19 protein-coding genes are annotated in these 22695 nt (G+C 68.4%); 7 read left to right on the top strand and 12 right to left on the bottom strand.

Annotated features, from left to right (window positions below):
- Positions 1–134 precede the first annotated feature (134 nt).
- Positions 135–917, bottom strand: coding sequence for an IclR family transcriptional regulator (locus OC372_RS14450; protein WP_410054871.1), 783 nt, complete (start codon positions 915–917; stop codon positions 135–137).
- 58 nt (positions 918–975) lie between these two features.
- On the opposite strand from OC372_RS14450, the gene hutH reads away from it, so the two are divergent.
- The 3 genes from hutH to hutI are packed head-to-tail and all read left to right on the top strand — an operon-like array spanning position 976 to position 5372.
- Complete coding sequence (hutH, locus tag OC372_RS14455) at positions 976–2517, top strand: histidine ammonia-lyase (RefSeq protein WP_262002479.1); 1542 nt, start codon at positions 976–978, stop codon at positions 2515–2517.
- On the top strand, positions 2510–4174 hold the full coding sequence (gene hutU / locus OC372_RS14460) for a urocanate hydratase (RefSeq protein ID WP_262002480.1): 1665 nt from the start codon (positions 2510–2512) through the stop codon (positions 4172–4174). Before hutH ends, hutU begins: the two co-directional genes overlap by 8 nt.
- 34 nt (positions 4175–4208) lie before the next feature.
- Positions 4209–5372 (top strand): imidazolonepropionase, encoded by a 1164-nt coding sequence (gene hutI, locus OC372_RS14465; protein ID WP_262002481.1) that lies wholly within the window; start codon positions 4209–4211, stop codon positions 5370–5372.
- Between the two features lie 19 nt (positions 5373–5391).
- On the opposite strand, the gene OC372_RS14470 is transcribed toward hutI, so the two are convergent.
- Both OC372_RS14470 and OC372_RS14475 read right to left on the bottom strand, forming a co-directional pair.
- A complete protein-coding gene (locus OC372_RS14470; protein WP_262002482.1) occupies positions 5392–6324 on the bottom strand; it encodes an agmatinase family protein in 933 nt (310 codons plus the stop codon).
- A gap of 1 nt (position 6325) precedes the next feature.
- Positions 6326–7603 (bottom strand): DUF445 domain-containing protein, encoded by a 1278-nt coding sequence (locus OC372_RS14475; protein WP_262002483.1) that lies wholly within the window; start codon positions 7601–7603, stop codon positions 6326–6328.
- Positions 7604–7637: 34 nt separating this feature from the next.
- On the opposite strand from OC372_RS14475, the gene OC372_RS14480 reads away from it, so the two are divergent.
- Positions 7638–7910: a metal-sensitive transcriptional regulator gene (locus OC372_RS14480; RefSeq protein WP_029262067.1), complete on the top strand. Its 273-nt coding sequence runs from the start codon at positions 7638–7640 to the stop codon at positions 7908–7910.
- Between the two features lie 38 nt (positions 7911–7948).
- Here the strand turns inward: OC372_RS14480 and OC372_RS14485 are convergent, their stop codons facing one another.
- The 9 genes from OC372_RS14485 to OC372_RS14525 all read right to left on the bottom strand — a co-directional run bounded on the left by OC372_RS14485 (position 7949) and on the right by OC372_RS14525 (position 19479).
- A complete protein-coding gene (locus OC372_RS14485) occupies positions 7949–9343 on the bottom strand; it encodes an aspartate aminotransferase family protein (RefSeq protein ID WP_262002484.1) in 1395 nt (464 codons plus the stop codon).
- Positions 9340–9807 carry an Lrp/AsnC family transcriptional regulator gene (locus OC372_RS14490; RefSeq protein WP_029262065.1) on the bottom strand — a complete coding sequence of 156 codons (468 nt, stop codon included), beginning with the start codon at positions 9805–9807 and terminating at the stop codon, positions 9340–9342. The genes OC372_RS14485 and OC372_RS14490 overlap by 4 nt, the downstream gene beginning before the upstream one ends.
- An 86-nt stretch (positions 9808–9893) precedes the next feature.
- Positions 9894–11054 carry an acyl-CoA dehydrogenase family protein gene (locus OC372_RS14495; protein ID WP_262002485.1) on the bottom strand — a complete coding sequence of 387 codons (1161 nt, stop codon included), beginning with the start codon at positions 11052–11054 and terminating at the stop codon, positions 9894–9896.
- Entirely contained in the window at positions 11051–11809 is a 759-nt protein-coding gene (locus OC372_RS14500; RefSeq protein WP_262002486.1) for an alpha/beta fold hydrolase, read from the bottom strand. Before OC372_RS14500 ends, OC372_RS14495 begins: the two co-directional genes overlap by 4 nt.
- A gap of 118 nt (positions 11810–11927) precedes the next feature.
- A complete protein-coding gene (locus tag OC372_RS14505) occupies positions 11928–13061 on the bottom strand; it encodes a hypothetical protein (RefSeq protein ID WP_262002487.1) in 1134 nt (377 codons plus the stop codon).
- 102 nt (positions 13062–13163) lie between these two features.
- Positions 13164–15179, bottom strand: coding sequence for a metallophosphoesterase (locus tag OC372_RS14510; RefSeq protein WP_262002488.1), 2016 nt, complete (start codon positions 15177–15179; stop codon positions 13164–13166).
- A 38-nt stretch (positions 15180–15217) separates the two neighbouring features.
- Positions 15218–17101, bottom strand: coding sequence for a purple acid phosphatase family protein (locus OC372_RS14515; RefSeq protein WP_262002489.1), 1884 nt, complete (start codon positions 17099–17101; stop codon positions 15218–15220).
- Between the two features lie 252 nt (positions 17102–17353).
- Entirely contained in the window at positions 17354–18274 is a 921-nt protein-coding gene (locus tag OC372_RS14520; RefSeq protein ID WP_262002490.1) for a sugar kinase, read from the bottom strand.
- Positions 18271–19479: an MFS transporter gene (locus OC372_RS14525; RefSeq protein ID WP_262002491.1), complete on the bottom strand. Its 1209-nt coding sequence runs from the start codon at positions 19477–19479 to the stop codon at positions 18271–18273. The genes OC372_RS14520 and OC372_RS14525 overlap by 4 nt, the downstream gene beginning before the upstream one ends.
- Before the next feature lie 390 nt (positions 19480–19869).
- Here OC372_RS14525 and nrdH point away from each other — a divergent pair, with 390 nt between their 5' ends.
- The 3 genes from nrdH to nrdE are packed head-to-tail and all read left to right on the top strand — an operon-like array spanning position 19870 to position 22685.
- Positions 19870–20103, top strand: coding sequence for a glutaredoxin-like protein NrdH (gene nrdH, locus OC372_RS14530; protein WP_028503264.1), 234 nt, complete (start codon positions 19870–19872; stop codon positions 20101–20103).
- 6 nt (positions 20104–20109) lie between these two features.
- The gene (gene nrdI / locus OC372_RS14535) at positions 20110–20544 is read left to right on the top strand and encodes a class Ib ribonucleoside-diphosphate reductase assembly flavoprotein NrdI (protein WP_029262703.1); all 435 of its coding nucleotides are present in this window, start codon (positions 20110–20112) and stop codon (positions 20542–20544) included.
- Positions 20541–22685: a class 1b ribonucleoside-diphosphate reductase subunit alpha gene (nrdE, locus tag OC372_RS14540; RefSeq protein WP_036303651.1), complete on the top strand. Its 2145-nt coding sequence runs from the start codon at positions 20541–20543 to the stop codon at positions 22683–22685. Before nrdI ends, nrdE begins: the two co-directional genes overlap by 4 nt.
- Positions 22686–22695 lie beyond the last annotated feature (10 nt).

A 22695-nucleotide genomic window follows, 5' to 3' on the forward strand; every position in this document is an offset into this window, starting at 1 on the left:
ACCGCCGGACTCCTTTTAGACAAAATGGCCACCCATCGATGGGTGGCCATTTTGCATTGTGCTGGAGAAGAACAGAAGAGCCATCCCTCGCGGGGTGGCTCTTCTGCGTTAACGCGCGCCGCGACGTCGTTGCTTCACCGCTTCAGACGAGCCTCGAGCATGGCTGCGCACTCCTGCACAGCTGCGGCCAGAAGGTTCTCGTCCAGATCCGCTCGCCCCCAAGTCACAGCCACCGCGGCCACCGGCCACCCGGCGGCGTCGAGAACTGCGGCGCCCACGCTGCGCAGTCCGTCCGCGATCTCGCTGTTCTCTGTCGCGTACCCTCGTGAGCGCACCTCGCGGAGGAGCTCCCGCAGCTCTCGTGGTGAGCGCGGCCCGAGCCCCGTCCGGTCGGGGAACGCCGACAGATCCGGGTACAGGGCCCGCACCTGCTCACGGGGGAGAGCAGCGAGCATCGCTCGCCCCGACGCGGTGAGGTGTGCCGGGAGCCGTACACCGACGTCGGTCACGAGAGCGGGCCGTCGCGGCGCGCGCTCCTCGACGATGTAGAGCACATCGCCGCCGCTCATCACTGCAAGATGCGCGGTCTCTCCCAACCGGTCGGAGAGCGCGGCCACGAGCGGTCGGCCTCTCCGCGCAAGTGGCTGCTGGCGGGTGTAGCCGCCGGCCAACTCGAATGCCGACGCGCCGAGCCCCCATCGCCGTTCCTCGCGCAGATGCAGAACGAACCCGTGAGAGGCCAGCGTGGTGAGGAGGTGGTAGACCGTCGACCGCGGCAGATCGAGCTCGCGCGCGATCGCCGACGCCGCCACCGGAGCGGGCCGCCCGGCGAGAAAGCTCAGGATGCGGAGCGTGTTGTCTGCCGCAGGTACCTGCGTGCCGACGACCGGTGATGCATCGGGCTTGTCTGGGATCACAGACAAAGCATTGCATGAACGGGTGCCGCTCACGACACGTCGGGTGTGGAATCGAGTCATGACTGTTCCTGTTCCCGTTGTCATCGGAGCGGCCCCGCTGTCTCCTGCCGATGTCGTCGCCGTCGTCCGCCACGATGTCCCCGTGCAGATCGACGCGGATGCTCTCGGCCGCGTCGCAGAGACCCGTCGCGTGATCGACGGCCTCGCCGCAGACCCGCATCCGCACTACGGAGTCTCGACGGGATTCGGCGCCCTCGCGACCACGTTCATCGCGCCCGACCGGCGCCTGCAGCTGCAGGCCAGCCTGATCCGTTCTCACGCCGCAGGCACCGGCGCCGAGGTCGAGCGCGAGGTCGTCCGGGGACTGCAACTCCTCCGCCTGCAGACCCTGAGCTCGGGGCGCACGGGCGTGCGCCCCGTCGTCGTCGAGACCTATGCGGCCATGTTGAACTCCGGGATCACCCCCGTCGTGCGTGAGTACGGCTCGCTCGGGTGCTCCGGCGACCTCGCGCCCCTCGCGCACATCGCCCTCGCCGCGATGGGGGAAGGTGAGGTCCGCGACGCATCGGGTGCTCTCGTCCCCGCGTCCGAAGCGCTCGCGACGGCGGGGATCGTACCGCTCGTGCTTGTCGAGAAGGAGGGTCTCGCCCTCATCAACGGCACCGACGGCATGCTCGGCATGCTGGTGCTTGCGCTGTACGACCTCGAGATGCTCTTGCTCACTGCCGACGTGGCTGCGGCGATGTCGGTGGAGTCTCAGCTCGGTACCGACGCGGTCTTCGCCGCCGACCTCATGGCCCTGCGCCCGCAGACGGGGCAGACCGCATCCGCCGGTAACCTTCGGGCGCTGCTGTCGGACTCCCCGATGGTCGCCAGCCACAAGGGGCCCGAGGACGGGCGCGTGCAGGACGCCTATTCGCTGCGCTGCTCGCCCCAGGTGCACGGCGCAGCCCGCGACACGCTCGCACACGCAGCGATGATCGCCGGCCGCGAGCTTGCCAGCGTCATCGACAACCCGGTCATCACCGTGGACGGACGCATCGAGTCCAACGGCAACTTCCACGGCGCCCCGGTGGCTGCCGTCCTCGACTTCCTGGCCATCTCGGTCGCCGACGTCGCGTCGGTGTCGGAGCGCCGGACCGACCGCGCGCTGGATCCGGCACGCAGTCACGGCCTCCCTCCATTCCTCGCCGACGAGGTGGGCGTCGACTCGGGCCTCATGATCGCGCAGTACGCGGCCGCGGGCATCGTCTCCGAGCTGAAGCGCCTGGCGGTGCCGGCATCCGTCGATTCGATCCCATCGTCCGCCATGCAGGAGGACCACGTCTCGATGGGGTGGGCCGCCGCGCGCAAGCTGCGCCGTGCGATCGACGGCCTTGGCCGCGTGCTCGCGATCGAGATCCTCACCGGCGCTCGCGCCCTCGATCTGCGCGCCCCGCTGCAGGCAGGACCCGCGACCGGCGCCGTACGCGACCTGGTCCGCACGGTCGCCGCCGGCCCCGGCCCCGACCGCTTCCTCTCCCCGGAGATGGAAGCGGTCACCGCCCTCGTCCAGTCGGGCGACGTCGCCCGCATCGCAAAGGAGCACATCGATGGCTGAGAACACGACCGCTGGGCCGCGTGCCGTCCGCGCTGCGCGCGGAAACACACGCACCGCGAAGAGCTGGGGCGCTGAAGCCGCCAAGCGCATGCTGATGAACAACCTCGACCCCGAAGTGGCCGAGCACCCCGAGGACCTCGTCGTGTACGGCGGGACGGGCAAGGCCGCCCGCAGCTGGGAGGCCTACGACGCGATCGTGCGCACTCTCGACGAGCTCGAACCCGACGAGACGCTGCTCGTGCAGTCGGGCAAGCCGGTCGGCGTCTTCCGCACCCACGAGTGGGCGCCGCGCGTGCTCATCGCCAACTCGAACCTGGTGGGGGACTGGGCGAACTGGCCGGAGTTCCGCCGTCTCGAGGAACTCGGCCTCATCATGTACGGGCAGATGACCGCCGGCTCCTGGATCTACATCGGTACGCAGGGCATTCTGCAGGGGACCTACGAGACGTTCGCCGCAGTGGCGCGCTCCCTCGGCCGGGATTCCCTGGTCGGCACCCTCACCCTCACCGGCGGTGCCGGTGGCATGGGCGGGGCCCAGCCCCTGGCGGTCACCATGAACGACGGCGCGGTGCTGATCGTCGACGTCGACGAGTCGCGTCTCGCTCGGCGGGTGGACCACGGCTATCTCGACGAGTACACGACCGACCTCGACGCGGCTGTCGCACGGGTCATCGCCGCGAAGGAGGCCGGTGAGGCGCTCTCGGTCGGTGTCGTCGGCAACGCGGCCGAGGTCTTCCCCGAACTGCGGCGCCGTGGCGTGCCGATCGACATCGTGACCGATCAGACCAGCGCGCACGATCCGCTCGCGTACCTCCCGATCGGGATCGGCGTCGAGGAGTGGAAGGCCGAAGCCGAGCGCGACGCCGAGGAGTTCACTCGCCGGTCGCGCGAATCCATGGCGGCACATGTCGAGGCGATGGTCGCGTTCCAGGACGCGGGAGCTGCCGTGTTCGACTACGGCAACTCGATCAGAGCCGAGGCGCAGCTCGGTGGCTACGACCGGGCCTTCGCGTTCCCCGGATTCGTGCCCGCCTACATCCGTCCGCAGTTCGAAGAGGGGCGCGGTCCGTTCCGCTGGGCGGCTCTCTCCGGAGACCCCGAGGACATCTACAAGACCGATCGCGCCATCGCCGAACTCTTCCCCGAGGACGCGGCCCTGCACCGCTGGCTGGAGAAGGCCGCCGAGAAGGTGCACTTCGAGGGACTCCCCGCACGCATCTGCTGGCTCGGCTACAAGGAGCGGCACCTCGCGGGGCTCAAGTTCAACGAGATGGTCGCGTCGGGCGAGATCTCGGCGCCGATCGTGATCGGACGGGACCACCTGGACTCGGGCTCGGTCGCCTCGCCGTACCGCGAGACCGAAGCCATGAAGGACGGCTCCGATGCCATCGCCGACTGGCCCCTGCTGAACGCGCTGCTGAACACGGCATCCGGTGCCTCCTGGGTATCGCTGCACCACGGAGGCGGTGTCGGCATCGGCCGCTCGATCCACGCGGGTCAGGTGACCGTCGCCGACGGCTCGGCCCTCGCCGCGGAGAAGCTCGAACGGGTGCTCACCAACGACCCGGGCACCGGTGTGATGCGCCACGTGGATGCCGGGTATGAGCACGCCCGCGAGGTCGCGCGCGAGCGCGGCCTGAACATCCCGATGCTCTGACACACTCGAAGGATCTCGAACGGGAGGAACGGCGATGCGCACGCTGCTGACCAACATCGCAGAACTCACCACCAATATCGCCGCCGATGGCGACCCCTGCGGAACGCTGAGCGATGCGGCCGTCCTGATGGAGGACGACCGCATCGCCTGGGTCGGCGCGGCCGCGGACGCACCGGCGTCCGATGGCACGGTGGATGCCGGCGGCCGGGCCGTGATCCCCGGATTCGTCGACAGCCACAGCCACCTGGTGTTCGCGGGCGACCGCGCGGCGGAGTTCGAGGCGCGCATGGCGGGGCAGAAGTACGCCGCCGGCGGCATCCGCTCCACCGTCGCCGCCACCCGGGCAGCGAGTGACGAGGAGCTGCGCGCGCGACTCCGCGGGTTCCTCGCCGAGATGCTCGCGCAGGGGACGACCACCGTCGAGGTCAAGAGCGGCTACGGGCTGAGTGTCGCCTACGAGGAACGGCTCGTGCGTCTGGCGGCGGAGGTCACATCGGAGGTGACCTTCCTCGGCGCGCACGTCGTTCCCGCGGAGTACGCCGACCGCCCGGATGAGTACGTGGACCTGGTCACGGGCCCCATGCTCGACGCCTGCGCACCGCACGCGAAGTGGATCGACGTGTTCTGCGAGACCGGCGCATTCACCGTGGCGCAATCACGGCGGGTGCTCGAGGCGGGGATGGCGCGCGGACTCGCGCCCCGCGTCCATGCGAGCCAGCTCGGACCGGGCGACGGCGTGCGCCTCGCGGTCGATCTGGGCGCAGCGTCCATCGACCACGGCACTTACCTGACGGACGCCGACATCGACGCGCTCGCCCAGAGCTCCACCGTCCTCACGCTGCTTCCGGGAGTCGAGTTCTCGACCAGACAGCCCTACCCCGACGCGCGACGCCTGATCGATGCGGGCGTCACCGTGGCCCTCGCCTGCGACACGAATCCGGGATCGAGCTTCACCTCGTCGATGCCGTTCTGCATCGCGATCGCTGTGCGCGACATGGGCCTGACCCCGGCCGAAGCCGTCTGGGCGGCGACCGCAGGGGGCGCCCGTGCGCTGCGGCGCGACGACGTCGGGATCATCGCCCCCGGAGCCCGCGCCGACCTCGTGCTGCTCGATGCCCCCACCCGCGTGCATCTCGCGTACCGCCCGGGCGTGCCCCTGGTGCGTCAGGTGTGGAAGGACGGCACGACCGTCGTGTGAGTCGTCGCCGTCGTGTGAGTCACCGACGGGCGGCGAGACCGGCGAGCAGTTCGAGCACGCACAGCGCCGCGAGCCGGACCGTGCGGGCATCCTCGGCATCGGCCGTCGCGTCGACCTCGGCGATGTCGGCGCTCACGACGCGGGGATCCGCGGCCACGGCACGGGTCAGCGCGCGCAGCTCCCATGCCTGGAGCCCGCCCGGCACACTCGCGGGGCAACCCGGTGCGACCGAGCGGTCGCACACGTCCACGTCGATGTCGAGGTGCACGCGGGAGTCCTCACCGGCGCCCGCGATCTCCAGGGCCTCCGCGACCACGTCGTCGACGCCGCGACGGCGCAGCTCGTCGAGGGTGATCACCCGGATGCCCCACTCAGCGGCACGCTGCGCGTAGGCGGCGGAGTTCGCGAAGTCGGCGATGCCGATCTGAACGATCCTGGACGGATCGATGCGCGCGGTGCCGAGCGACGACGCGGCAGGCACGTCTTCGACGAGGCGGCGCACCGGCGTGCCGTTGGAGATCCCGTCGCGAAGGTCGAAGTGCGCGTCGAAGGTGATCAGCCCGGTCGCCTGGGCGCCGAGGGCCACCGGATACGTGAGCGAGTTGTCGCCGCCGAGCGCGATCACGAGGTCCGTGGCACCGGTGAGCTCTCGCACGCGGGAGATGACCCTCGCCTCGCCGGCGGATCCGTCGGGATCGGTCACGTCGCCGGCGTCGGCGATGCGCAGCACGTCATCGAGTTCGATCACGGGCGGGCCCATCAGGGCGGTTCCGTATCGGGGGAGGGCTTCGCGGATCGCGGTCGGTGTCGCGTGCGCACCTGTCGGTGAAAGCGACGTGCGCCAGGTCGGTACGCCGAGCAGCACGGCATCGGCTGCACCGCTGAAGGCGGGCCAGGATCCGGCGCGCCGCCAGAGCGGGTCGTGACTCAGCTGTGGGGATGCGGGTGCCATGTCAGACTCCGGGGATCAGGGCGTGGGCGATCGTGAAGATGGCGAGGCCGGCGAGGGCGCCGACGAACGTGCCGTTCAGGCGGATGTACTGCAGGTCGCGTCCGACCATGAGCTCGATCTTCTCCGTGGTCTCGGCCGGGTCCCAGCGCTCGACGGTGTCGGTGATGATCGACGCGATGTCGTGGCGGTAGCGGTCGACGAGGAAGACGGCGGCATCGGACACCCAGGTGTCCACGCGGTTCTGCAGCGCGGCATCCGTCGTCAGGCGTTCGCCGACCTCCTGCAGCGCCTGCACCGCTCGTCGGCGCAGACCGCTCTCGGGGTCGGCGAGAGCCGCGAGCAGCCCGTTCTTCGCGGTGTTCCACGCCTCGGCGGCCAGGGCACCGACCCGAGGGCTGTCGAACAGCGACGCCTTCGCGTTCTCGAGCTTGGCGCGGGTGGCGGGGTCGTTCTGCAGGTTGTCGGCGAGGCGGCCGAGGTAACCGTCGACGGCGATGCGCGCGGGGTGCCGCGGGTCGGCCTGCACGGCGTGGACGAACTTGATCGCCTCGTTGTAGACCGTGTCGTCGACGAAGCGATGGGCGAGCTTCGGCACCCAGCCGGGAAGGCGGCGCGAGACGAGCCCGGCGAACGACTCGGCGTTGGCCTCGAGCCAGCGTCCGATGCTGTCGACCGCGAGATCGACGGCGCCGTGATGTGCATCGGCCTCGACGATCTTCTCGAGCCACGCGCCCGCGGGCGGGCCCCACTCCGGAGCGACGAGGTGCTCGCGCGCGAGGTCGGTGATGAGGTCGCGCACGTCGTCGTCGCTCAGTGCGTTGAGCACCGCCGTCGCGATGGTCGCCCCCTCGGCGCCGACGCGCTCGGCGTGCGGAGCCTCACGCAGCCACTCACCGGCACGGAGGGCGATCCGCGTGCTCGACAGCTTGGTGCGCACGACATCGCCCGCCAGGAAGTTCGTCTCGACGAATTCGCCGAGGCTCCGGCCGATCTCGTCCTTGCGGCTCGGGATGATCGCGGTGTGCGGGATCGGCAGTCCCAGCGGGCGGCGGAACAGCGCGGTCACGGCGAACCAGTCCGCGAGCGCGCCCACCATGCCGCCCTCTGCCGCGGCCCGGACATAGGCCAGCCAGTCGAACCGCTGCTGGAAGGCGAAGGCGAACACGAAGACCACGGCCATGAACACCAGAGCTCCGAGGGCGACGGCCTTCATTCGGCGGAGCGCGCGCAGGCGTTCCTGGTCAGCAGGCGAGAGCTGCGTCATCGGTGTTCGCGGCATGACGTCATCCTTTCACGGGCGGTAGCCTCGAGACGTGATCGAAGACATCAAGAAGCGCGCCCTGCACCGCACCAGCATCCTCGAGGGGCAGATGCGCGGCGTCGCGCGGATGATCGAGAACGAGGAGTACTGCATGGACATCATCACGCAGTCGCGTGCGATCCAGCGTTCCCTCGAGTCGCTGAACCGGCTGCTGCTCGAGAACCACCTCCGCACGCACGTCACCCACATGTTCGATGCGGGTGGAGACGAACGCGACAAGGCCGTGGTCGAGCTGCTCAAAGCCTTCGACTTCGACTCCAAGTAGCAGGTTCTCGTCCGCCCACCTGCGACGGACTCGACGCCTTAGAGCACCGACTGCGCGCGCGTCAGCACGTCACGGAGGATCTGCTCGATCTCGCGGAACTCGGCCGGCCCGACGGTGAGCGGTGGCGCGAGCTGGATGACGGGGTCGCCGCGGTCGTCGGCGCGACAGTACAGGCCCGCCTCGAACAGCGCGGGGGAGAGGAACCCACGCAGCAGCCGCTCGGACTCGGCGCCGTCGAAGGTCTCCTTGGTGGCCTTGTCCTTCACGAGCTCGATGCCGAAGAAGTACCCGTCCCCGCGCACGTCACCGACCATGGGCAGGTCGAGCAGCTTCTCGAGCTCGGCGCGGAAGAGCGGAGAGTTCTCGCGGACATTCGCGTTGAGTCCCTCCTCGTCGAAGATGTCGAGGTTTTCCAGGGCGACTGCCGCGGAGACGGGGTGACCGCCGAACGTGTAACCGTGCGGGAAAGAGACGTCTCCCTTCGAGAACGGCTCGTAGATGCGGTCGCTGACTATCGTCGCGCCGATCGGGGAGTAGCCGCTCGTCATGCCCTTGGCGCAGGTGATCATGTCGGGCACGTAGCCGAGGCCCGTGCAGGCGAACGTGTGGCCGAGGCGCCCGAAGGCGCAGATGACCTCGTCCGACACGAGGAGCACGTCATGGCGGTCGCAGATCTCGCGGACGCGCGCGAAGTAGCCGGGAGGCGGCGGGAAGCAGCCGCCGGAGTTCTGCACCGGCTCGAGGAACACCGCGGCGACCGTGTCGGCACCCTCGAACAGGATCATCTCCTCGATGCGGTCTGCCGCCCAGCGTCCGAAGGCCTCGAGGTCGTCGGCAGGCGCACCCATCTCGGCCGCGCGGTAGAAGTTGGTGTTCGGCACGCGGAAGCCGCCAGGGGTGACCGGCTCGAACATCGACTTCATCGCCGGGATGCCGGTGATCGCCAGCGCTCCCTGCGGGGTGCCGTGGTACGCGACCGCCCGGGAGATCACCTTGTGCTTGGCGGGCTTCCCCTGCAGCTTCCAGTAGTGCTTCGCGAGCTTGAACGCGGTCTCGACGGCCTCGCCGCCGCCCGTGGAGAAGAAGACTCGGTTGAGGTCGCCCGGAGCCTCGTCCGCGAGACGGTCGGCCAGCTCGATCGCCGCCGGATGCGCATACGACCACAGCGGGAAGAACGCCAGCTCGGATGCCTGCGCGGCGGCCGCCTCGGCTAGTCGTCGCCGACCGTGACCGGCGTTCACCACGAACAGGCCGGCGAGGCCGTCGAAGTACTCCTTGCCCTTCGCGTCCCAGATCCGATGGCCGTCGCCTTTGACGATGATCGGGACACCGGACTCGGCCATCGTGGACTGCCGGGCGAAGTGCATCCAGAGATGGTCCTTCGCCATCGTCTGCAGCGCGGACTCCGACGGGATGGTGCGTGCGGTGTTCATCTGGTCCCCCAGTTGTAGAGCTGCTTCTGCAGCTTCGCGTAGATGAAGGTCTCGGTGGAGAGGACGCCGTCGATCGGGCGGATGACGTCGTTGATCAGAGACAGCAGGTCGTCGTCGTCCTCACAGACCACCTCTGCGAGGACGTCGAAGGAGCCGACCGTGATGACGACATAGTCGACGGCATCGATCGCCGCCACGGCCTCGGCGACGTGTCGTGTATCTCCCGACACGCGGATGCCGATCATCGCCTGCCGGGGGAAACCGAGCTGCATCGGATCGGTGACCGCGACGATCTGCATCACCCCGGACTCCGTCAGCCGCTGCACGCGCTGCCGTACGGCGGCCTCGCTCAGGCCGACCACACGACCGATGTCGGAATACGAGCGGCGTCCGTCTTCCTGGAGCAGCTCGATGATCGTCTTGGAGATCGCGTCGAGTGTGGGATTCTTCTTCACCGGACCCATGGTGCGATCTTCGCACTCGTCACCGCGTCAGGCAACCGATTCCGCGGTCGCGACGTGCTTCATCGACGGAACCGGCGGGAATGCGCTCAGGACTCGATCGGACCCAGCAGTGCGCTCGCCGCAGTGGAATGCGCGGATTCGGGGTCGGAGGGGTGGAAGGCACCCGCCAGCACGTCGCGATACAGCCGGGACAGCTCGTTCGCCGAGAAGTAGGAGCCACCGCCCGCCACGAGCATCGCCTCGTCGACGACGTGCTTGGCCATCGTGATCGCGCGGTGCTTGACGCCCGAGAGCAGCGGGAACCAGCGCACCCCGTTGTCGACACGATCGTCGACGTCGCGGGCGAGCGCCGCGATCTGCGGAGGCAGCGCGTCGTACGCGAGCCCCATGTCGGCGATGCGCCAGCGGATGTCGGGGTCCTGGCTGTATGCCAGCCCGGTCTTCTTCGAGTGCCGCTTCTGCGCGGTGGCGACCGCCAGCTCGAGTGCGCGCCGGGCGATGCCGGTGTACACCGAGGCCAGGAGGATCTCGAACACCGAGAAGATGCCGAACACGATCGGGTCGGGGCTGGGACCGGGATCGATGCGGCGCACCACGTGCGCGGCATCCGCCATTGCACCGTTCAGACGCGTGGTGCGGCTCTGCGTTCCGCGCATGCCCAGGGTGTCCCAGTCATCGGAGGTGGTGACGGCATCCGTCCGCTCCACGAACGCGAACACCAGCTTCGGCGCGTCGGAGCTCGTGGTGTCGAGGCCGTGCAGTCCGAGCCGCGTCCACACCGGGGCGAGAGACGTGAAGATCTTCGTGCCGGTGAAGGCGTAGCCGCCGTCCCCGTCGGGCACGGCGGCGGTGTCGCTGCCGAAGAGCACCAGGTCGTTGCCGCCCTCGCTGATGCCGAACGCGAAGACCTCGCCCGCGACCGCGCCGTCCTGCACGAACTCGAGGCCCGGAACGCCGCGGTCGGAGAACACCTTCGCCACCCCGGTCCACACCAGGTGCATGTTGATGGCCAGCGCCGTCGCCGGAGCGGCACCCGCCAGTCGCTGCTGGAGGAGCGCGGCCTCGGCGAGTCCGAGCCCGGCACCGCCGCGTTCGGTGGGCACCAGGATCGACAGGTAGCCGGCGTCGCGCAGCTCATCGAGATCCTGCTGGGGGAAGGTGTTCTCGCGGTCGTGGATCGGCGCGCGCTCCCTGATTCGTTCGAGAAGGTCGTCGGGCAGGAAGGCTGTGGGATCGAACGTGCTCATGCGAGTGCCTCCAGAAGCTGACGGACGGATTCGTCCGGGCGATCACGGTGCAGCGAATGTCCTGCACCCTCGACGACGGACAGGGTGATCAGCGGATTCGCGGCGAGGACTTCCGCGGCGAGGTCCCCGGTGAAGATGCTGTAGACCGCGGGATCGGCGCCGATCACGTGCGTCGGCACGGTGAGGCGCGCGGCGTCGGCGCGCACGTCCCACGGCTGGTTCTGGACGCTGGTCTGCTCCACCGCCCAGGCGCTGGCGCGCAGGACGGCGTCGACTTTGAGCTCCTGGTCCTGCGGATGCCAGTGCGGGTGCTCCTGCTGCACGACCTCGAGCCGGGTGTCGGCGAAGGCGCGCTCCTGGCTCCGGCGGACGATGGCCGCGTCGCGTCCGTCGACATGGATCGCGGGATCGATGAGCACGAGGCGTCGCGTCCATTCGGGGGAGGATGCCGCCGCGACCGTGCTCGCCGCGCCGCCGAGGGAGTGGCCGATGACCGCGTCCCACGCTCCGCCGTCCGCCGGATGGGTGGCGGCGACATCGGCGCCGTAGGCGGCGACGGAATAGTCGAGGGAGCGCGGGGCATCGCCGTGACCCCGGAGATCGACGGCCGTGGCATGCCATCCGGCGTCGGCGAGAGCATCACCCAGGCGCCACATCAGCGCGCCCGAAGAGCCGAGACCGTGGACCAGAAGCGCCCGCCGCGAGGCCGACGGAGTGCCCCACGAGAGGCGGGGCAGCGTGAGCGGTGCAGGCATGGCACCAGCCTACGACCGGGAGCGATGTCCGTCTCCGGAAGCGCCCGAGCAGCTCCGACCCGAGCAGCACAGAGGGGATGCACCCGGGCGGATGCATCCCCTCTGCCGGTCGGTCCGGTCAGTCGGTGCTGATCGCGATCAGGCCCGAGGGGAACCGGTCACGCGCCGACACGTAGATCTCGCCGTCGGTGGGGTTCACCGAGACGCCGTAGACCTTGTCGCCGTAGGCATGAGCGCTCAGACGGGCGACCAGCGAGAGGTCGTCGGTCGAGTAGACCGACACCCCGCTCGCATCGAAGGTTGCCGACTGGTGTCCGGCGATGAGCCGTCCGCTCGCGGTGTCCACAGCCAGCGAGCGCAGGTCGGCGTTCGCCATCGGGATGGTCCCGACGAGCTCCCACGTTCCGCCCGCGAACACCCGCACACCGTCGGTCGAGCCCTCGGCGTCCGCCGTGCCGACGTAGAGGCGGTCGTTCACCCCGTCCCAGGCGACGCCATGCGAACGCCAGGGCGACGCGCCCGCCGGTGTCACGGTGATCGGCGCCCCCGTCGCGGCATCAATGATCTCTACACCCGACCCGCGCGTGGCTCCGAACACCAGGCCCGCCTCGGGGTCGACGTCGATGCCGCGCACGTTCGCCGTGAACGCGTACGGACCGCGCTTCAGGTCGCCGCTGGCCGCGTCCATCACGAGCCACTGGTTCGAGTAGGCGACGTACAGCTCACCCGTCGACTCGTCGAGCGCGACGTCTCGCACACCCTCGTCTGCCGCGGTGGGGGCCGGCACGTCGAGCGTGCGCACCAGGGCGTCCGTCTCCGGGTCGATCTCCCAGACGCGCGCCGGGCGCATCTCGTTGCCGACGAAGAGGTTCCCGGTACGACTGTCGACGGCCGATCCGACCGGTCGATCATCCGACTCGGGGACGTCGGTCGCCGAGGGGATCACGGTCAGCGAACGGGCCGTGAACTCCGGGGTATCCGGATCTGTCGGGTCCGTGGGATCGGTCGGGTCCGTGGGATCCGTCGGATCGGTCGGGTCCGTGGGATCGGTCGGGTCCGTGGGATCGACCTTGCGGATGCTGACGGTCACGGCGGCGGAGGTGAGTTCCTCTCCTGGCGGGTTGAGGCGGAAGTCGCGGTTGGAGACGAACACGCGCTGGTGCTCCTCGTCGACTGTGATGCCGTAGCCGTCCTTGCCGTACTTCGCCCCGGCGAAGTCGCCGAGCAGTGCACCTGTCGCCAGGTCGTGCACGGAGAATCCGCCGCGGTCGGCCGTCGTGCCGGTGTAGCCGATGTAGAGCAGGCCATTGGTGGAGTCGATGTCGAGCTGACGCGGATTCGCCCTGCGAGTGGCCTACCAGAGCTTCGCGAACCCGTTCGACGCGTCGAAGGCCTCCAGGTTGATCACGTCCGTGAGGTCGTGGAACTTGGTGCTGACGACGGTGCCGGTGGTGGGGTCGGCGGCGACGTAGTAGGCGTCTGCGGTGCCGTTGATGACTCCGAGGGAGGCTCCGGTGTCGACGTCGAGGACTTCGATGCCGCGGGAGGGGACGGCGACGTAGACGTGTCCGAGTTTCGGGTCGACGTCGATCGAGCGGTTGGACTCGATGGTGGGGAAGGGTCCTCGGACGACTTGTCCGAAGGTGTCGGGGGCGATGGATACGACGAGCCAGTTGCGGTTCTGCTGTCCGACGTAGAGGAGGTTCTTCTCGTCGTCGATGCCGATGTCGCGGATGTTCTCCGGCAGTGTCATCTCGCCCAGGACCTTGTCGGTGTCGGGGTCGATCTCGAAGATCTTCCGGCTGTTCTGGTCGCCCAGGTACAGCAGGTCGCGGGACTCGGAGTAGGCCATGCCCGCCGGCAGGCTAGCCTTCGAACGATCCACCGACGCCAGGTTCCCGGTGACCTCGTAGTCGACCTCGCCGGTCGGCACCTCGGGCGTGACCTCACCGGGGTCGGGGTTGCCGCCGCAGCCGAGGCACGGTTGCACGGGACCGGTCGGGATCTCCTGCGGGTCCACGCCGTCGGTGACGAGCTTGCCCTTCTCATCCTTCTTGATGGTCACACCGTCGAAGAACTCGCCATCGGCCGTGCGCGACTCATAGCGCAGCGTGCCCTCGGTGACATCGACGAGCTGGTAGAACTGCTTGCCGCCGTCGAGGCGACGCAGGTGCGCGCCGTTCTCCTTCCACAGGCGCGGCCCGTATTCGTACAGCTTCACGCTCGCGCTCGAGCCGACGTAGACGGGTCCGGTCGCGCTCTTCTTTGGGTCGGCGCCCGCCGGGAGGTTCTCCTCCGCGGCGAGTGTGTTGCCCCGGCCGTAGGCGTGGTCGTGGCCCTGGAGCACCAGGTCGACGTTGTACTTCTCCAGGAGGGAGCCCCAGACGGTGCGGATGCCGAGGTTGTTGCGGCCCTCGTCGAGGGAGTACACGGGGTGGTGGAACAGCACGACGGTCCACTCGTTCGCGTTGTCGGCGAGCACCCCTTCGAGCCACTCGGCTTGGACGCGCAGGCCCTCCTCGGACGAGATGTTGCTGTTGAGGGAGATGAAGCGCACCCCCTCACGGTCGGTGAAGTACACCGTGCCGGCGAGCTCGTCGTAGATGTCGCCCTCACCGCTCGGACCGTTGTCCGGGTAGGGGAGCTGCGCGCGCCAAGTGCGGGACAGGCCACCGTCGTACTCGTGGTTGCCGGGCGTCGTGATGAGGTTCTGCGTGCCCAGCGAGTAGGAGAAGGCGTCGAACAGCTCGCCCCACTCCTCGTCCGAATTCGCATCGTTGACGAGGTCGCCGATCTGCACCACCGCATCCGCGTTCGGCCGGTCGCGGAAAGCGTTGCGCAGCACGCGCGAGCCGTCGCTCAGGATGCCGTTCTGGATGTCGCCGAGGAAGATGAACGAGGTCGTCTTGTCGGTCGCGCTGGCTGTGGCGAAGTCCTGCCACTCCGAGAAGTTCGTCCCGTCGCCCACGCGGTACATGTACTCGACACCGGGCTGCAGGCCCGTGATCGTGGCGGTGTGCATGTTCTGGGTGTAGCCGATGTCGGTGGTGACCTCGGTGTGCGCGGCTTCCGCCTCGAGCACGCCACCCGGGTAGGGGGCCGGCGTCATGGTGCGGTACTGCACGAGGCCGCGGTCGGTGGTCGCCGAGGTGCGCCAGGTCACACTCTGCTGCGTGGTGGCGTCGGCTGCGGGAGTGAGGACGATCCGGTCAGGGATCGCGGAGGGCTCCCAGCGGGAGGGGGTGTCCTCCGCGGCCTGCGCACTGGGCGCGGGAGCGGCCAGGACGCCGCCCGACAGGAGCACGGCTCCCGCGAGGGCGCAGGCGGCGAGCCACCACGGGGAGCGGCGCCGCGTGAAGGGGGTGGTCATCGAGATCAATGCCTTTCGGGAAGAGAGGAAGGGGCCGGTCACGCGGCGGAGCGGGAACGGGCGCGGAGGATCACGGCGGCACCGGCCGCGGTGATGAGGATGCCGAACAGGGCGAGGCCGCCTCCGGCCCACCCGGTCGCTGCGAGGGAGCCGCCGCCGTCCGACGGCTGCGTCACGATGATCGCGATGCGTCCGGTGGCGTCGGAGCCGAGGCCGGTCACGACGATCTCGTGCTCGCCCGGGGCGGTGTCGGCGGGGATGCGCACGGTCGCCGCCAGTGCACCGTCGGCGTCGCTCGAGGCGACGGCGAGCTGCACCGGTGTCGAGTGCAGCTCGATCGAGGCGCGTTCGCCGGGCTCGAGTCCCTTCGCCTGCAGTTCGATCTCCTCGCCGGGAGCCACCTGTGCGGTGGAGAGGGTGATCGAGACGCCATCCGGGTCGACGGGGTCCACCGGGTCGACGGGATCGACCGGGTCGACGGGATCGACCGGATCGACCGGGTCGGTGGCCCCCGGCAGGCCGTCACGCGTCGAGCCGGGTCCTGCCGCCCATGCCGTGTCGTCGCTCACGAGCTTGCTGCCGTCCTTCGCCATCTCGATCGTGAAGGAGTCGAACAGGGCGCCGTCGACGGTGCGGGCCTCGACGTGGAACTCGTCGTCGGTGACGTCGACCGTCTGGAACAGCTGCACGTCGCGTCCGACGACGCGGAGGTTCGCGTCGTTGGCTGTCCAGTTGTTGGCGTCCTCCGGGTCCGGGATGTACATCTTCGGTCCGGCGACGGAGACGAGGTACACCGGTCCGGTGTGGCTCTTCGCCGGGTCGGCGCCCGCGGGCAGGTTCTTCTCGTTGGCGATCAGGTTGCCGCGACCGTAGGCGTGGTCGTGGCCCTGGACGACGAGGTCGACGCCGTACTTCTCGAACATCGGCATCCACGCCTCGCGCAGCACCGCGTTGTCGCGGCCGGACGTGACCGAGAAGACCGGGTGATGGAAGGCCACGACGGTCCAGGTGTTCGGGTTCTCAGCGAGCTGGCCCTCGAGCCATTCGGTCTGCGCCGACAGGCTCGCGGGGTCGAACGCCTGGGTGCTGTTGAGCGTGATGAAGCGCACGCCCTGGTAGTCGACCGAGTAGACGGTCTCCCCCAGGTCAGCGCCCTCGGGGCCGTTGGCCGGGTATTCGAACTGCGCGTCCCAGTGCTTCGAGAGCTCCGGTCCCGGGTAGTACTCGTGGTTGCCGGTGGCGGCGATCACATTGAGGTACTGGTTCGAGAAGGCAGCGGCCTCGTGCCACTCTCCCCATTCGGCATCCGAGGTCTCGGTGTCGATCAGGTCACCGGCGTGCACGACCGTGCGCGCGTACGGGCGGGCCTCGAACGCGGCGCGGAGGGCGCGCGAGGTGAACGCCTTGTTGTCGTTCTGCGCGTCTCCTTGCACGAGGAAGCTGAAGTTGCCTGGCTTGTCATCCGCCGTGGTGAACTCGAGCCACTCGCTCCAGGTCGTGCCGTCGCCGACCCGGTACAGGTACGTCGTCGCGGCCTTCAACTCATCGACCGTGGCCGAGTGATGGGCGATCTCGTAGCCGAAGTTCGACTCGAAGCCGGTGGTGGTGGCGGTGATCGTGCGCGCCGCAGCCACGTCGACGGGCGTCGCGGTCAGAGGGGCGAGCTGCATCTGCGGCGACGTGACGTCCGAGGACGTGCGCCAGCTGACACTCTGGCTCGTCTCGGGAGTCGCGGTCGGTGTGAGGATCACGCGATCCGGCACGGCCGACGGGACGAACACCGTCGCGGGGGCGACGGCAGGCGGGTTGAGGCCTCCCGCGGCGACGGCGACGCCGCCTCCGAGGAACGTGAGGCCGACGGCGGCGGCGAGGCCGCCCGCGGTGAACGCGGCACTGCGCCGCAGGGTCAGGGATCGTGGCAAGCGCGCCATCGCAGGCAGCACCTTTCGTCGGGATTCGAGAGGGGTGATGGCGCGCTGCAACAGGGTGGAGGAGGCGCCATTCGCGAAGCTACTAGCGCGGGGCGCAGCGAAACGGCGGTTCCTGCCACCCGTCATCCGTCGTTCATCGAAAGGCGACGAGCGTTCACCGAGCAGTCGCTTGACGCCGCTCGGCGATCTCTGAACGGGCGTTCAGTGAAAGGGGAGAGTCTTCCCCGGAAGCGATCCCGAGTGTCAGTCGAGCGGCGGCAATGCCGGCAGGTCCGCCGCGATCAGCAGCACCCTCTCGGCGGCGGCGTGACCCGCGGAGAGGCGTGCGGCGAGGTCGGCGCCGTCGAGGGTCGCCGCCAGGAAGCCGGAGGCGAAAGCATCGCCCGCGCCGACCGGCTCGACCACGTCGACCACCGGAGCGGGGACGAACACCGGCTCGGCGTCGCCGTCGTATGCGGTCGCGCCGATGTCGCCGTCCTTGACGATCAGCAGCGCGCAGTTCGGCAGGAAGGCCCGGATCTCGGCCGCCGTCGCGGTTCCCCAGATGCGTTCGGCCTCGTCGCGTCCGACGAAGGTGATGTCGGCGGCGTCGGCCAGGCGGGCGAGGGTCTCGGCCGCATCCTCTCGACTCCACAGGGGGCGGCGGTCGTTCACGTCGAAGGACACCAGCGCACCGGCTGTGCGTGCGTCGGCGAAGAGCCGGTCCACCATCTCGCGGCAGGATGCGGAGAGCGCGGGCGTGATCCCGGTGGTGTGCACGATGCGCACGCCGTCGAGCCGCTCCGGCGTCAGGAACCCCGCCTCCATGCGAGAGGCCGCGGAGCCTCGGCGGTAGTAGTAGACGGAGGAGGACTCGACGCCCGGATCCTTGAACATCACGCCGGTCGGGCTGGTGTCATCGCGCTCGACCCACAGCTCCACGCCGCGACGCTCGAGCTCCGACGCGATGCGGTCGCCGAGCGGATCGGCGCCGAGGCGTGATGCCCACGCCACGCGGTGCCCGGTCGCGGCGACCCCGGCCGACACGTTCGACTCCGCCCCGGCGATGCCGATCGTCGCGTGACCCGCTTTCGCGAGTGCGGCATCGGTCGGTGTGATCAGCGCCATGGTCTCGCCGACGCAGACGATCTCGGGTGCGGAGACGGGGGAGGAGGTGGAGCTCATGAGGGGGTGACCGCCAGGGGTTCGGTGTCGGGAGACGGGCTCGCGTCGCGATGACGCAGGTCGGGGAAGGAACGGACGAAGACCATGGAGACGAGCAGGCCGACCGCGGCGAAGATCGTGGCGGCCAGGTAGGCGCCGCGCCAGTCGCTCGCATCGACGAGGAACCCGGCGACGGCGGATCCGGCTGCCGCGCCGATCAGCTGCCCGGTGCCCGCCCAGCCGAAGGCTTCAGCGGTCTCGCTGAACTTCACGCTGGCCGAGGTGATGGCGAAGAGCACGGCGAGGGCGGGAGCGATGCCGATGCCGGCGAGGATCAGGGTGCCGCCCAGCCAGAACACGTTGAGCATGACCATCGTGAGGCCCAGGCCGATCGTGACGATCAGCAGGCGGCGCGCCATGGCCCACGGCCCGATCGGGATGTGGCCGAACGCCAGGCCGCCCGCCAGGCTCCCCGCCGAGAACACGGCGAGCACGAGTCCGGCCGCGAGACTGCCGTGCTCGAAGGTCGCGACGACGCCCACCTCGACCGCGGAGCAGGCGCCGATCAGCAGGAAGCCGATGACGGTCGCCAGCAGCACGGGAGGTTTGAGGACGACCTTGCCCAGCGCATTGCGGCTGCGCGGGATGCGCACCCGACCGACCTCGGGGGAGAGGATGAACCAGGCGCCGCCGCCGACGAGGATGATCGCCACCAGCAGCAGGCCCTCCGCCGTGCCGATCTGGGTGGAGACCAGGGTGATGACGACCGGCGCCAGCACCCAGATGATCTCCTGCAGCGAGGCGTCGAGGGAGAACAGCGGCGTGAGGTTCGAGGAGTTCACGAGCTTCGGGTAGATCGTGCGCACGGCGGCCTGCACGGGCGGGGTGGAGAGCCCCGCGACCATCCCGAGCAGCATGTAACCAGGCACGTCGAGCGGAAGCAGAGCGAGGCCGAGCACGGTGACGACGCACACCGACAGGGTGAGGGTGATCACGCGTCGCATGCCCCAGACGCCCATCCACCGACTCGTGATCGGGCCGGCGACGGCCTGCCCCACGCTGGTCGCGGCGAGGACGAGGCCGGCGGAGCCGTACGACCCGGTCTGCTGCTCGACGTGCAGCAGGATCGCGAGGGACATCATGCCGTTGGGGAAGCGCGCGGTCAGCTGAGCCGCGATCATGCGCGCCACTCCGGGCGTGCGAAGAAGGTCCCGATATCCCGCCACCAGACAACGGTACCGGGCCTCGAGTGTGGTCGTGGAAGAGGCCGTGCGGCGACACGCCCGCGACACGCCGAAAGTCCGATTCCACAGGAAACGAAATGTCTGAGGGGCGGCGTAGCGTGCCCCCTGTGGATGGATCGTTCACAGGGGCTTCCCAGCCGCGATTTCTCGCGGTTCGCGAGCCTCGCGAAGGGGCCTCAGCCTGTGGAAGAAACGGTGGAGAACCTGTGTTGTATCTGTAGAGAACGGTGGATAACTACACGGATGTAACTACTACCCCTTGTGGTCGCCCCCAATGTCGGTCCCCATATGTAGTATTGAAGTCCCGGCAGGGGGTCTACCGGGAAACAGCCTGATGAGAAGCAGGCCAGAGATTTGAGGGGTTACGAAAAGATGTCGATCACGGTCTACACAAAGCCTTCCTGCGTTCAGTGCAACGCCACCTACCGCGCCCTCGATGCCAAGGGCATCGAGTACGAGATCCTCGACCTTTCCGAGGACCCGACGGCGCTCGAGCAGGTCAAGGCGCTCGGCTACCTGCAGGCACCCGTCGTCGTCACCGACGAGGGTCACTGGTCGGGCTTCCGTCCCGACAAGATCGACGAGCTCGCCTCCCGTCTGGCGTGACGCCCCATGAGCGCCGTCGCGACCGCAGCGCCGCTCCTGATCTACTTCTCGAGCGTGTCGGGTAACACTGCGCGCTTCATCGAGAAACTCGGACTCCCGTCCCGACGCATCCCCCTCCACCGGCACGAAGAAGATCTCGTCATCGACGAGCCGTTCGTGCTGGTCACCCCCACCTATGGCGGGGGCGCGGGGCGCGGCGTCGAGAAGGGCGCCGTCCCCAAACAGGTGATCCGGTTTCTCAACGACGAGCGCAACCGGCGCCACATCCGCGGAGTGATCTCCGCGGGCAACACCAACTTCGGCGATGCATTCTGCCTCGCCGGTGACATCATCAGCCGCAAGTGCCACGTGCCGCACTTGTATCGGCTCGAGATCTTCGGCACACAAGACGATGTGGATCGCGTGAGCGACGGATTGGAACGACGGTGGCAGCTTCAGTGACCGAGACAGTGGCATTCAAGGCGAACCCTGCATACGAGGGTCTCGACTATCACGCCCTCAACGCGATGCTCAACCTGTACGACGCGGACGGGAAGATCCAGTTCGACGCCGACAAGCGCGCGGCGCGGGAGTACTTCCTGCAGCACGTGAACCAGAACACGGTGTTCTTCCACTCGCTCAAGGAGCGTCTGGACTACCTCGTGGAGAAGGAGTACTACGAGGGTGCCGTCATCGAGAAGTACTCGATGGAGTTCATCCAGAAGCTCAACGATCTCGCCTACGGCAAGAAGTTCCGCTTCGAGACGTTCCTCGGCGCGTTCAAGTACTACACGAGCTACACGCTCAAGACCTTCGACGGCAAGCGCTACCTCGAGCGCTTCGAGGACCGTGTCGTCATGACCGCGCTCGGCCTCGCCGACGGTGACGAGAAGCTCGCCGTCGCCCTCGTCGAGGAGATCATCTCCGGTCGCTTCCAGCCGGCCACCCCGACCTTCCTCAACGCCGGCAAGGCACAGCGCGGCGAGCTCGTCAGCTGCTTCCTGCTGCGCATCGAAGACAACATGGAGTCGATCGCCCGCGGCATCAACTCGGCACTGCAGCTCTCCAAGCGCGGCGGCGGCGTGGCACTGCTGCTCTCGAACATCCGCGAGTCGGGTGCGCCGATCAAGCAGATCGAGAACCAGTCCTCGGGCATCATCCCCGTGATGAAGCTCCTCGAAGACAGCTTCAGCTACGCCAACCAGCTCGGCGCCCGTCAGGGTGCGGGGGCGGTGTACCTCAACGCGCACCACCCCGACATCATGCGCTTCCTCGACACCAAGCGTGAGAACGCCGACGAGAAGATCCGCATCAAGACTCTCTCGCTGGGTGTCGTGGTTCCCGACATCACGTTCGAGCTCGCCAAGAACGACGAGGACATGTACCTGTTCTCGCCGTACGACGTCGAGAAGGTCTACGGCGTGCCGTTCGGCGACATCTCGGTCACCGAGAAGTACCGCGAGATGGTCGACGACCCGCGCATCAAGAAGACCAAGATCAACGCGCGCGAGTTCTTCCAGACCGTCGCCGAGATCCAGTTCGAGTCCGGCTACCCGTACGTCATGTTCGAAGACACGGTGAACAAGGCCAACCCGATCAAGGGTCGGATCAACATGTCCAACCTCTGCAGCGAGATCCTGCAGGTGAACACGCCGACGACGTACAACGACGACCTGTCGTACGACAACATCGGCAAGGACATCTCCTGCAACCTCGGCTCGATGAACATCGCGCTGTCGATGGATGCCGACGACCTGGGTCAGACCGTCGAGACGGCGATCCGCGCTCTCACCGCGGTCAGCGACCAGAGCCACATCGGCTCGGTGCGCTCGATCGAGGACGGCAACGACCGCTCTCACGCGATCGGCCTCGGCCAGATGAACCTGCACGGATACCTTGCCCGCGAGCACGTGTACTACGGCTCCGAAGAGGGCATCGACTTCACGAACATCTACTTCTACACGGTGCTGTTCCACGCGCTGCGTGCGTCGAACAACCTCGCCATCGAGCGCGGCACGACGTTCGACGGGTTCGAGGACTCGACCTACGCGTCGGGTGCGTTCTTCGACAAGTACATCGACCAGGCGTGGGTCCCCGCGACCGAGAAGGTCAAGGAGCTCTTCGCCGGCAAGCACATCCCGACGCAGGATGACTGGGCCGAGCTGAAGGCGTCGATCCAGAAGCACGGCATCTACAACCAGAACCTGCAGGCCGTCCCGCCGACCGGGTCGATCTCGTACATCAACAACTCCACGTCGTCGATCCACCCGATCGCGTCGAAGATCGAGATCCGCAAGGAAGGCAAGCTCGGTCGCGTGTACTACCCGGCGGCGTTCATGACGAACGACAACCTGGAGTACTACCAGGACGCATACGAGATCGGCTACGAGAAGGTCATCGACACGTACGCCGCTGCCACGCAGCACGTCGACCAGGGCCTCTCGCTGACGTTGTTCTTCAAGGACACCGCCACCACGCGTGACATCAACAAGGCGCAGATCTACGCATGGCGCAAGGGCATCAAGACGATCTACTACATCCGCCTGCGTCAGCTGGCGCTCGAGGGCACCGACATGGCCGAGTGCGTCTCGTGCATGCTCTGACCCGTTGACC

The sequence above is a fragment of the Microbacterium sp. Mcb102 genome, from assembly GCF_024519805.1.
In the GTDB taxonomy this organism is placed as follows: Bacteria; Actinomycetota; Actinomycetes; order Actinomycetales; family Microbacteriaceae; genus Microbacterium.

What these genes read in the sequence shown, in the direction of transcription:
- hutH (WP_262002479.1), top strand. Translation starts at nt 976, where the DNA reads ATGACTGTTCCTGTTCCCGTTGTCATCGGAGCGGCCCCGCTGTCTCCT.
- hutU (WP_262002480.1), top strand. Translation starts at nt 2,510, where the DNA reads ATGGCTGAGAACACGACCGCTGGGCCGCGTGCCGTCCGCGCTGCGCGC.
- hutI (WP_262002481.1), top strand. Translation starts at nt 4,209, where the DNA reads ATGCGCACGCTGCTGACCAACATCGCAGAACTCACCACCAATATCGCC.
- OC372_RS14470 (WP_262002482.1), bottom strand. Translation starts at nt 6,324, where the DNA reads ATGGCACCCGCATCCCCACAGCTGAGTCACGACCCGCTCTGGCGGCGC.
- OC372_RS14475 (WP_262002483.1), bottom strand. Translation starts at nt 7,603, where the DNA reads ATGCCGCGAACACCGATGACGCAGCTCTCGCCTGCTGACCAGGAACGC.
- OC372_RS14485 (WP_262002484.1), bottom strand. Translation starts at nt 9,343, where the DNA reads ATGAACACCGCACGCACCATCCCGTCGGAGTCCGCGCTGCAGACGATG.
- OC372_RS14490 (WP_029262065.1), bottom strand. Translation starts at nt 9,807, where the DNA reads ATGGGTCCGGTGAAGAAGAATCCCACACTCGACGCGATCTCCAAGACG.
- OC372_RS14495 (WP_262002485.1), bottom strand. Translation starts at nt 11,054, where the DNA reads ATGAGCACGTTCGATCCCACAGCCTTCCTGCCCGACGACCTTCTCGAA.
- OC372_RS14500 (WP_262002486.1), bottom strand. Translation starts at nt 11,809, where the DNA reads ATGCCTGCACCGCTCACGCTGCCCCGCCTCTCGTGGGGCACTCCGTCG.
- OC372_RS14510 (WP_262002488.1), bottom strand. Translation starts at nt 15,179, where the DNA reads ATGACCACCCCCTTCACGCGGCGCCGCTCCCCGTGGTGGCTCGCCGCC.
- OC372_RS14520 (WP_262002490.1), bottom strand. Translation starts at nt 18,274, where the DNA reads ATGAGCTCCACCTCCTCCCCCGTCTCCGCACCCGAGATCGTCTGCGTC.
- nrdH (WP_028503264.1), top strand. Translation starts at nt 19,870, where the DNA reads ATGTCGATCACGGTCTACACAAAGCCTTCCTGCGTTCAGTGCAACGCC.
- nrdI (WP_029262703.1), top strand. Translation starts at nt 20,110, where the DNA reads ATGAGCGCCGTCGCGACCGCAGCGCCGCTCCTGATCTACTTCTCGAGC.